Annotated in this window: 10 protein-coding genes; 3 read left to right on the top strand and 7 right to left on the bottom strand. The window is 63.6% G+C overall.

Going from position 1 to position 10,829, the window contains the following annotated elements; all coding sequences use genetic code 11:
* Positions 1-886, bottom strand: an 886-nt coding sequence (locus tag AC5E6L_RS10575) for a C4-dicarboxylate TRAP transporter substrate-binding protein (protein ID WP_491773149.1), incomplete at its 3' end; no start/stop codon positions are given.
* A gap of 124 nt (positions 887-1,010) precedes the next feature.
* Between AC5E6L_RS10575 and AC5E6L_RS10580 the strand changes: the two genes are divergently transcribed.
* Both AC5E6L_RS10580 and AC5E6L_RS10585 read left to right on the top strand, forming a co-directional pair.
* On the top strand, positions 1,011-1,463 hold the full coding sequence (locus AC5E6L_RS10580; RefSeq protein WP_491773151.1) for a MaoC family dehydratase: 453 nt from the start codon (positions 1,011-1,013) through the stop codon (positions 1,461-1,463).
* Positions 1,460-2,536: a Gfo/Idh/MocA family protein gene (locus AC5E6L_RS10585; protein WP_491230386.1), complete on the top strand. Its 1,077-nt coding sequence runs from the start codon at positions 1,460-1,462 to the stop codon at positions 2,534-2,536. Before AC5E6L_RS10580 ends, AC5E6L_RS10585 begins: the two co-directional genes overlap by 4 nt.
* Here the strand turns inward: AC5E6L_RS10585 and AC5E6L_RS10590 are convergent.
* Complete coding sequence (locus AC5E6L_RS10590; RefSeq protein ID WP_491230385.1) at positions 2,523-3,320, bottom strand: IclR family transcriptional regulator; 798 nt, start codon at positions 3,318-3,320, stop codon at positions 2,523-2,525. The two genes, AC5E6L_RS10585 and AC5E6L_RS10590, sit on opposite strands and share 14 nt — an antisense overlap.
* Positions 3,321-4,182: 862 nt before the next feature.
* A complete protein-coding gene (locus AC5E6L_RS10595; protein ID WP_491229213.1) occupies positions 4,183-4,977 on the bottom strand; it encodes an IclR family transcriptional regulator in 795 nt (264 codons plus the stop codon).
* A 134-nt stretch (positions 4,978-5,111) separates the two neighbouring features.
* Between AC5E6L_RS10595 and AC5E6L_RS10600 the strand changes: the two genes are divergently transcribed.
* Complete coding sequence (locus AC5E6L_RS10600; RefSeq protein WP_491773154.1) at positions 5,112-6,128, top strand: NADPH:quinone reductase; 1,017 nt, start codon at positions 5,112-5,114, stop codon at positions 6,126-6,128.
* An 83-nt stretch (positions 6,129-6,211) separates the two neighbouring features.
* On the opposite strand, the gene AC5E6L_RS10605 is transcribed toward AC5E6L_RS10600, so the two are convergent.
* The 4 genes from AC5E6L_RS10605 to AC5E6L_RS10620 form a co-directional block, all read right to left on the bottom strand.
* Positions 6,212-7,117 carry an ABC transporter permease gene (locus AC5E6L_RS10605; protein WP_491229211.1) on the bottom strand — a complete coding sequence of 302 codons (906 nt, stop codon included), beginning with the start codon at positions 7,115-7,117 and terminating at the stop codon, positions 6,212-6,214.
* Between the two features lie 11 nt (positions 7,118-7,128).
* Entirely contained in the window at positions 7,129-7,833 is a 705-nt protein-coding gene (locus tag AC5E6L_RS10610; RefSeq protein ID WP_491229210.1) for an aspartate/glutamate racemase family protein, read from the bottom strand.
* The gene (locus AC5E6L_RS10615; protein ID WP_491229209.1) at positions 7,830-8,987 is read right to left on the bottom strand and encodes a mandelate racemase/muconate lactonizing enzyme family protein; all 1,158 of its coding nucleotides are present in this window, start codon (positions 8,985-8,987) and stop codon (positions 7,830-7,832) included. Before AC5E6L_RS10615 ends, AC5E6L_RS10610 begins: the two co-directional genes overlap by 4 nt.
* Before the next feature lie 162 nt (positions 8,988-9,149).
* A complete protein-coding gene (locus tag AC5E6L_RS10620) occupies positions 9,150-10,709 on the bottom strand; it encodes an ABC transporter substrate-binding protein (RefSeq protein WP_491773157.1) in 1,560 nt (519 codons plus the stop codon).
* Positions 10,710-10,829: the final 120 nt, after the last annotated feature.

The raw sequence follows: 10,829 nt of genomic DNA on the forward strand, positions 1-10,829 counted from the left end.
CGACATCCACATCGTTCACGAACGTGACGCCGGCGCCTACCAGGTCGCCGATGAGCTGCGCCTGCGATTGCATGACGATGTCGGCCATGTAGTCGCCCGCTTCGATGGCGGCCTGGTCGATGATGGCGCGCAAATCCTCGTCCAGCGCCCTGTAGACGTCCTCGTTGATCACCGGCCCGGTGAACGCGGTGAAGTGCCCGGTCATGGAGACCGTGTCGGCGTTCTCGTAAAGCCGCGACCCCCAAAGCGAGGACAAGGGCGCTTCGGCCGCATCGACAACGCCCGAGGCCAGGCCGGAATAGACCTCCGTCCACGCCAGGGTCTCCCCTCGCGCGCCGAGCGCTGCGAAGGTTTCGATCCACATGACGTTGGGGGGCACGCGGATCGACAGATTGTCCAGATCGGCCAGCGAGCGGACCGGCTGATCGGAAATGATATGGCGGCTGCCGAAAAGCCAGTTGAGCGAAAGAACGCGGATGCCCTGTTCTCTGGCCAGTTGATCGACGATGCCCCGATACCAGTCGCTTTCCAGAAGCTTGCCGAAATCGGCGGGATCATCGAGAAGGTAGGGCCCGTTGAGCACGCCGAAATCGGCCACATAGTCCGACAGATAGCCGGGATCGGAAATCTGGATGACGGGCGCGCCCATGCGGACCTGCTCGTAAAGGTCCAGATTGCTGCCCAACTGACCGGCGGGGAAAACCTCGACGGCGATGCGGCCGTCCGAGCGTTCGGCGACCAGCTCGGCGAACCGTTCCGATGCCAAATGCATGGGCTCGGATGTTGACAGAACATGGGCAAGGCGCAGCGTGACATCCTGCGCCTGGGCGCCGGTGGACAACAGCGCGACCATCGCCACGGCAAAAGAAGAAACCAGCGGTTTCATCGAATCCTCCCTGGGTTGTTGTGTCATCGCACGGCGATGAACCGGTTTTTGCCGGCTTGCGGTCAGCTTAATCCCCTGATTTTTCACTTGTCAAATTATTTTTTGCATATAAAAATTCAAGACGATGGAAATCGAGCAGTTCTTCGAAGACTATGAGATCGGCCAGGCGCGGCGCACAACGGGCCGCACGATCACCGAGGCCGATATCGTCGTTCACGCAGGCCATTCGGGGGACTTCTTCCCCCACCACATGGACGAGGAATGGTGCAAGACACAGCCTTTCGGCGCCAGAATTGCCCATGGCACCATGACGTTTGCCATCGGCATCGGGTTGACGGCCACGCAGATCAATCCGCGCGCCTTCACCTATGGCTATGAGCGGCTTCGCTTTCCCAATCCGGTCTATATCGGCGATACGATCCGAACCAAGGTGACCATCGGCCGGGTGGACGACGATCCCAAACGCCCCGCCTACGGTCGGATCACGGAAATCTGCGAAACGACGAAGCAGGACGGTTCGACGGTGATGTACTGCGAGCACGTTCTTCTGGTCGAGCGACGGGAGCGGCCGGCGTGAGCGATCCCGTGAACGCATCCTTGTTGCAGAGCTGGCCAGGTCCGGCCAGGCCCAAGCCCATTACGATTATCGGCGCGGGCGGCATCGTCCGCGACGCCCACCTGCCCGCCTATCGCAAGGCGGCGCTTCCGGTTGCCGGCATCGTCGATACCGATGCGCGGCGGTCGCATGCGCTGGCCAAGGCATGGGATATCCCGACCGTCCACCCAACGCTTGAAGACGCCGTTGAAAGTGGCGGAACGGACACCGTCTACGACATCGCGACGCCGCCCCATGTGATAGCTTCCCTTCTTGGCGCGCTGCCGGACGGGGCCGCCGTTCTGATCCAGAAGCCCATGGGCGCCCACCAGGACCAGGCGCGGGCCATTCGGCAGATATGCCGCGACAAGCGACTGAAAGCTGCGGTGAATTTTCAGCTCCGCTTCTCGCCCATGATGATGGCGGTCGCCGACGCGGTGCGCAAGGGCGTGCTCGGCGATCTGCTGGAGGTCGAGGTGCATGTGAACATCTTCACGCCCTGGCGGCTTTTCCCTTTCCTGATTCCCATGGAACGGGTGGAAATCGCCGTCCACTCCATTCACTATCTCGACACGATCCGGGCGATCGCGGGCAACCCCAAGGGCGTGTTCGCGCGCTCGATGGGCGATCCGCGCGCGGCCGATTTCGCGCAGACGCGCACATCCGTCCTGCTCGACTATGGCGCGCGGACCCGCGCGGTCATGACGATCAACCACAACCACCCCCACGGCCGCAAATTCCAGTCGGCGTGGTTCCGCATCGAAGGCACCGAGGGGGCGATGATGGTGAAGCTTGGGGTCTGCTACGATTACCCCCATGGCGAGGCCGACGAATTGTGGCTGTGCCGGAAAACTGGGGACTGGCAGCAGATTCCACTGGAAGGGGCGTGGTTCATCGACGCCTTCATGGGCACGATGCGCAACCTCCAGCGCTTCGATGCGCAGGAGGATGGCGATCTTTATGCCGGCGTCGAGGATGCCTATCAGACCATGGCGCTGGTCGAGGCGTGCTTTGCCTCGATGCGCAAGCCCGCAGAGCCGCCTATCCTTGACTGACCGGCGAGGCGGCAATGCCCCCGCCCAGGCTGCGCGAAAGCTGGCCGGCGGCCGCAAGCAGCGCCTGAAGGCAGGCGTCGAAGCCGATGGGATCGTCATAGCGCTGTAGATAGGGAATGGTCATGGCCGCCACGGCCTGACCGGTATGGTCGATGACGGGCGCGGAAATGTTGGTGATGCCCTGCACCACGAAGCTTTCGGTGGCCTCGTGGCCGCGCGCGCGAATGGCGGCAAGCTCCCGGCGCATCCGGTCGGCGGTCTTGTCGGCCGGCAAGGGAACCTGGGCCAGGAAATCCTCCACATCGTCCCTGGACATGAATGCCAGGATCACGCGGCTGGAGGATGCGCGCCAAAGATCGATGCGCGCGCCCAGGCGAATGCTGAGAATGTTGTTGCCCGGCGAATCGACCTGCCCGATGACAAGCAGCGCGTCATTGCTGATCACCCCCAAATGCACGGTCTGATTGATCTGGCGCGCAAGGCTGCGCATTTGCGTGCCGGCCAAGGCCGTCAGCCGCCTGATCATCGGTGTGCGGTGAGCGACCTCGAACAGAAGCGTCGTCAGCCCATAGCGATCGGTATCGGTGTCCAGCGCGATATAGCCGCGCTCGGCGAGCACGACGAGCATGCGGAAGATCTCGCTGACGGAGCGGTTGAGCGCACGCGAAATCTCCGACTGGGTCAGGCCGGCTTCCTCGCGCGCGAGCAGCTCCAAAATGTCGAGCCCTTTCTCAAGGGCCGGAGCGGAATATGGTTTGCGCCTGCCTTCTTCCTTCACGCTCACGCTTGCTTGCCCCTTTCCGGAACGGCCGCACCGGCCGGCGACGGCTCCCTTACACTTTAGAACATGTTCCCGAAAGTGCATGCGGTTTTCGGATAGGAACATGCTCGTAATCAAGGCGTTGGAGCATTGCGCGTAAATCGGCGATCAGGAGAAACGCTCCGGGGCCGGTGGCGCTTCACCGGCGAAAGGGGCGGAACGCAAGGTCGTGCGGATGCATGGCGGGCGGCTTCGGAGCACGCTCGGCCGCCGTTTCGAGCCGCTTCAATGATGATCGGTCAGGCGCAATACGGTGTTGCCGATCCCGCCCCGTTCGACGCGGCGGTGGGCCTGAGCGATATCGTCAAGGGCGATGATAACCGCACATCGCCCGCGCTTGCGATCGTCATTGTTCGTCGCAGGACACGAAAAATCTCATCCACCAAGGCGCTTCAAGCCCAACGACGAGGGACGCCAAAATGGCGGCTTTGCCGGGCGGCCCGCAGGGTTGGGCCAAAGCTTGTCCCGAACCACGATCCGGGATCGGCCCCGACGGCATCGAAAATGCTCGCAAATGGGCGCACACTTGCTTGCGCTTTTCTCCCGGTCAGAGCCGGCTTTGGTCTCCAACACAGTCAATCGTCAATGTGTAAACACAGGCCCTAGTGTGGCGGATTTGAAGTTCGTTACAGTGTTCGCGGCACGCTTCTGAACGAACTTCAAATCCGTAAACCACACTAGAATCAAACACCTGCTAGTGTCCTGATCGAATCTGAAGTTCGTACGGAGCATGCTGCGTAACGAAGCGAACTTCAGATCCGGGACACCAGGGGCAAGCGGTTCGACGCCGCATGGATGCGGTCGCGTTGATGCATGCCAGGGGACATCAAACCACCGCCTGCGCCTCGAAATGCCAGCCCAACGCCGCCGATATGTTGGCGGTCGTATCGAGCACAAGGCCACGCAGGAGCCGGGTGCGCTCGTTTGTCAGTCGTTTTGCGGGCCCGGCAACACTGACGGCGGCGACAACCTCGCCACCGGCGCGGTAAACGGCGCCCGCAAATGAAAAGGCGTTCATGTCGAGGTCCTGCGTGGTTTCGTTCACACCGGTCCGGCGAATCTCCATCAGGATGGCCTTGAGCTCTTCGGGATCGGTGACGGTGTAGGGCGTATATTTCTTCAGCCCGCTGGACAGCACGGCGTCCTGAACGTCCTGCGGCGCGAACGCCAGCAGGATCTTCGGTGCGCCACCGACATGCAGCGGTCCTCGCCGCCCGACTTTCGCATAAAGGGTGTTGGGGTCGGGCGACCGGCGCGCAAAGACCGTCAAATGGTGCAGGCCATCGCGGATGATCAGGTTGACGTTCTCGCCGCTGCGCGCCGCCAGCTCCTCAAGATAGGGCCTTGCGGCCAGCATCAGCGCCGAATTATCCTGCGCGCTCGTCGATATCAAAAGCGACTTGCACCCCACCGCATAGGAACGGCCGTTCGAACTTCTTTCCAGGTAACCGCGCTTTTCGAGCGTGTGGACCAGGCGGAAGACAAGGCTGCGGGAAAAGCCCGTCAGATTGGCAAGATCGGTGACGTTGCTCCCCGGACGCTCGGCGACCTGCTCCAGAAGCGTAATGGCCCTGTCAACGGCCGTTATGGTATAATCTCGTCCTTCACCCGCCACGGACATCACGTGCTCCTGCATTTCTGGCAACGTCAAAAAGTGAGGACCGGTTAGACCAGATAAAAGTTCTTGTCCATCTGGCGAATAATCTGTTTACATAACAAAAACACCGTGCACGGACAGCGAAGCGGAACGAAACGATGCATGCGGCTTGGTACGAGAAAAACGGGCCTGCCGCCGACGTCATCGCCATCGGCGAGATCGCTTCTCCCCGACCGGGCGCCAACCAGGTTCTGGTCCGCATCGTCGCCTCGGGCGCCAATCCGCACGACACAAAGTCGCGGTCGGGCTGGTCGGGAAAGCCCATGCCGGCGCCGCGGGTCATTCCGCATGCCGACGGCTCGGGGTTCATCGAGGCGGCGGGACCGGGCGTCGACCGGGCGCGGATCGGCCAGCGGGTCTGGATCTTTCGGGCGGATGCGGCGCGACCGGGCGGCGGCACCGCGGCGGAGTTCGCGATTGTCGATGCGGCCCATGCCGTCCCCTTGCCGAACGATGTCGATTTCATCACCGCGGCGGGGCTCGGCGTTCCGGCGATCACCGCGCATACGGCGGTGCTGCGCGACGGTCCGGTCAGCGGAACGGTTGCGCTCGTCCAGGGCGGCGCGGGCACCGTCGGCCAATATGCGATACAGTTGGCGCGGTGGGGCGGCGCACGCGTCGTGGCAACGGCCCGCACGCCCGAAAAGAGGGCGCTGGCAAAGGCGTGCGGCGCCGACATGGTCGTGGACCACAGATCGCCGCATTACACGCAGGAGGTGATCGAGTTCACCGGCGGCAAGGGGGTCGACCGAATCATCGAGGTCGATTTCGGCGCCAACCTCGAAGCCGATCTGAGGATGATCGCCATGAACGGCATCATTGCGTCCTATTCGTCGACGCGCGTCAGGCACCCGATCGTCGACTATTATGCGCTGGCGTCCAAGGGCGTGACGCTGCACGCCGTTCAGGGCCGGCATTTGACCGAACGGCGGCGCGGGCATGCGGTCCGCGATATCTCGGCCCTTTTGTCGCGCGGTCTGCTGCGCCATCCCGAACCGGCGGTTTTTCCGCTGGCGCAAACCGCCGCCGCTCACGAGCTGATCGAAGCGGGAAGCGACGGGAAGAAGGCGATCATCGTGATAGATGCCGCCAGCGCACGGGCGACACCGGCCTGATGCGGTCTTTGCGCCGCAATGGCGCATCCGCGCCCGAGCGTCACCGATGGCTGCGGGCCCCCTGTCTATCGACGCGTCTTGGTCTATCGGCGCGTCTTGGGGTCCAGAATATCGCGCAGCCCGTCGCCCACCATATTGAAGGCCAGCACGGTCAGAAAGATGGCCAGGCCGGGAAACATCGACATATAGGGCGAGTTGATGAGATAGGCCTGCGCCTCGTTCAGCATCGCGCCCCATTCCGGAATGGGCGGCTGAGCCCCAAGCCCCAGAAAACTGAGCACCGCGGCGGCCAGGATCGCATCGCCCAGGCTCATCGTCGAATAGACGATGATCGGACCGGCGATGTTGGGCAGGATATCCTTGCGTATGATGCGGCGATGCGGCGCCCCGACCGATCGCGATGCCTCCACATAGGTCAATGTACGCACCGACAGCGTCGACCCGCGCGCAAGCCGGGCAAAACGCGGTATGCGCACGATGCCGATGGCCAGTATGCCGTTTTCCAAGGACGGGCCGAGCACGGCCGCGATCAAAATGGCAAGCAGGACGTATGGAAGGGACATCATGATGTCCATCGCCCGCATGATGACATTGTCGACGAGGCCGCCAAAATATCCCGCGATCAGCCCGATGGCGACGCCGGCCGTCAGCGAGATGCCAACGGCCAGGACGCCGACCCACAAGGAGATCCGCGCGCCGTGGATGACGCGGCTCAGAATATCGCGGCCGAGATGGTCGACGCCGAACGGATGGGCCCAGCCGGGCGGAACCGAGACCGCTTCGGTGTACTGGTCGGGCGGATATGGCGCCAGCACGTCCGCAAAAACGGCGCAGAACACCAGCACGACTATGACGCCGAGCCCGAATGCGGCCGGTTTGCGCCCCACGAGCGCGCGAAACGCATCGCGCGCGCCGGCCGATGCGGCCGCCAACCAGGCGCTGCCGGCCGCATCGGCGCTTGAGGTGGCTTTTTCGTTCTCGCCGCCCAACGGCTTGCTCCTCATTGCGCCGACGCCGCCTCGTCCACCGCGCCGTGGTTTTGAATGGCGACCAGCGCCTCGGCCATCTTGACCGCGCAGACGATGGGGTTGACCGCCGGCAAATCCGCATCGGCGCTGGCCCGCGCCAGGCGGCGCGGTTCCATGAAAGCCACCGACATGCACCCGACCAGCATCGTCTCGGCGCCGTTGGCGCGCGCCTCGATCATCGTCTCGGTCAGGCGCGCCTGGGTGCGATCGAGATCCTTGTAGAGGTCGAGCACGGGAATGCCCAGTGAATGGCTCGAAACCAGCCGGTGCTCGGCAAGACCGGCTTCGCGCACCAGCCGTCGCTTGACGCGCGACCTTTCGAGCGAAATGGTGAGCATGGAAAAGCGCTTGTCGCCCAGTGCCCCCAGAAGGATCGACGCCTCTCCGGGGCCGACGACCGGCTTTCGAGATTGCTCCCGGGCACCTTCAAGGCCCGTATCGCCGGCACAACCGATGATGAAAGCGTCGAAATCGTCGTTGCGCGCCATGATCCAGTCGAGCACTTCCGGCATGGCCCGATATTCATCGACCGCATTCTCGATGCCCTTCGGCCCGCGCTCGATGTGGTGAACGGCAACGTGGCTGCCGGCTGCGGCCACGTCGTTGAGAATAGCCTGGCGCCGGGTTCGTTCTTGCCGGCTCAACCCGGTGCCGGGCAGCAGATAGCAGATCTTCATGGCGTCGTGGCCTCCCTGGCTCGGGCGTTTTCGGCAGACGAGAAGGCGGCGGCCCCGGCGGGAGCGGCAAAGCCGAGCGCTTCCCAGTCCGGCACGACTCCCAGGCCGGGCGCCGGATCGACCGCCACCGCGCCCTTTTTGTAGCGATAGCCCATCGCCACGTCTTTTCTCAGGCGCAGCGGGCCGTTGATCTCGGCGAACGAAATCGCGTTCGCACAGGCGCGCGCCAGATGGATGGCCGCGGCGCTTCCGACCGTGGTGTCGAGCGAGCCGATCTGACATGCAATGCCGGCGCTCTGCGCCACCGCCACCAAGGCCAGGGCCGGATAGAGGCCGCCGGTCTTGACCAGCTTGATGTTGATGTAATCGCATGCTTCGGCATCGATCGCCCGCCGCGCATCCTCAGCGCGGTGGACGCTCTCGTCCAGCATGACCGGTATGGCGGTGCGTTTGCGCAAGGCCGCATGGCCGCCATAATCCCATGCGGGCAGCGGCTGCTCGATCATCGCGACGTCGCAACGCTCCACATCGGCCAGAAAGGCGGTCGCCCGTTGCAGCGTCCATGCCTGGTTGGCGTCCAGTTTCAGGCAAATCTCCGGTCCGACCTCGGCCCTTATCGCCTTGACGGCCTCACGCTCGGTGCGATCGTCAAGGCCCGTCTTGATCTTCAGCGTTGCGAAACCGGCCTCAACGGCACGCCGGGCCTGGGCGACCATCGCGGACGTATCGCCGACGCCGATCGCTTTGGAGGTTGCGACCGGCGCCGTGGAGCCGCCGCCCATCAACAGATGGACCGGAATGCCAAGCACTTTGGCAAACGCATCGTGAACCGCCATGTCGAGGGCGGATTTGGCGGCCGTATTGGCGGCCACCCGCCTGTCCATGACATCGTGCAGGCCCCGCAGATCGCCCGGATGCCGTCCGATGACGGCCGGCGCCAGAACGTCGCGGACCATTGCGACAATGGTGCCTATGGATTCACCGGTGATCTGCAAGGATTCGCGCGCTTCGCCGATCCCGCCCGTTCCATCGGACAGCGTCACGCGCACAAAGGCATAGGGCAGCCGGTCATAGGTCTTTCGGGACGTGGCCAGCGGGTCCTTGAGGTCGGCCCGAACGGCAACGGTGTCCACAGCGCTGATCGTAAGGCTCATCGGCATGGCTTTGCGTGGATCGAAAGGGCAGGCGCCGCGTTCCGGTCCCGGCGCCCATGATGGCGCGCAAAGGCGGAACCTTGCCGCGGCGCGGCGCGCAGGAGCTGCCGGGGCGGCGACGCGCCATGGCCGCCGCCCCTTCGTTCCGACGCCTTTCGGCGCCTATTGCGCAACGGAGACGTGATGGAGCGGCACCCAGTTGGAGGGGTGAATGAACGCGCCTTCCAGGTCGGTGCGCGCGACGATCGAATTGATCGGATGCGCCAGGAACACCGACGGCGAATCCTCCATGAGAAGGCGCATGGCGTCCTGATAGATCGCATCGCGTTCGGCCTCGTCATACATGGAGCCGCCCTTGATCAGCAGTTCGTCCGCTTGCTTGTTGCTCCAGCGTGCCCAGTTGATCGAGTCGCGTTCGCGGATGAAGCTGGAATGATAGAGCGGATAAGCGATCCCGTGCGGATCGAGCGTGCTGGAAATCCATCCGCCAAGCGCCATGCCGAACCCGCCGCGCCCCCGTTCGGTGCGATAGACGCCCCATGACAGCGTTTGAATCTCCACTTCGATGCCGACCTCGGCGAGATCGGATTTGACCAGCGCGGCGGCATCGCGCGGCGCGGGCAGATAGGGCCGCGGCGTGTTCCAGGTGATCAGGGTCGTCTCGAAGCCGTCGGCAAATCCGGCCTCGGCCAGAAGCGCCCTGGCTTTTTCGGGATCGTACTCATAGGTCATCCCGTCCTCGGCGTGACCGAACCATTCCGGCGGCAGCACCTGGTCGGCCATCTGCCCGTAACCGGCGAAAACGATGTCGTGGATGCGCCGCTTGTTGACCGCATGGTTGACGGCGCGGCGGACCATCAGATTGTCGAACGGCGCCTTGTCCATGTTCATCGACATGACCGATATGCCAAGGCTCGGCGCCGTCAGAAGCTCCAGTTCATCGTTGGCCTCTACGGTGGCGAACTGCGAAAAGCCGATACCGTACGCCAGGTGGACCTCGCCGTTGATCAGCGCCAGAAGGCGCACGTCATTGTCCGGGATGGTTCTGACGATGAGCCGCTCGGCCTTGGCCGGACCCGCCCAATAGTCGTCGAACCGCTCATACTGGGTGAAGTTGTCGCGCTCGTAGCGCACGAAACGGAACGGCCCCGTGCCGACGGGATTGCTGCGGAAACCCTCCGGATCGGCCATCACGGCGGTGGGGCTGACGATGTAGCCGATATAGAAGGCCAGATCGACAAGCAGCGTGGGCGCGGGCGCGGCCAGATGAATCTCGACGGTGTACTCGTCGACCTTTTTCGTTTCGGCGACGTTGCCGAACTTGGCCTTCCAGCGGCCGAACCCTTCATGGTGATAGGGATGCCCGGTATCGCGCTGGCGTTCCAACGAGAAAACCACGGCATCGGCGTTGAAGTCGGTGCCGTCATGGAAGGTCACGCCACGGCGCAGGTTGAACGTCCAAACCATGCCGTCGTCCGAGCGCGACCAGGACTCGGCCAGCGCCGGAGCGATCCGAAGGGAGTTTTGATCATAGCGCACGAGACCGTCAAAGGCCCAATCGGCCATCTTGATGGCTTCGAAGGATTGCGATTCCGGGGGATCGAACGAGTTGCCGTCGGCACCTCGGGCGACCACGATGGTCTGCGCCGATCCGGTACTGGCCGCCGCCCCGGCGAACATCACGCCCGCCGCGACGGCGAGCAACCAATTTCTGAGCGTCATAAACTCCTCCATTTTTGAGCGCGATCGGTTTGTTCTTGCTTGGAAAAGGCGGGGCGGAACCGAGCGTCGGCTTCAGGAAGACGATGACTGCCGGACAGCCAGGCCCTCCTCGACGAGCCG

Source organism: Roseitalea sp., assembly GCF_984466335.1.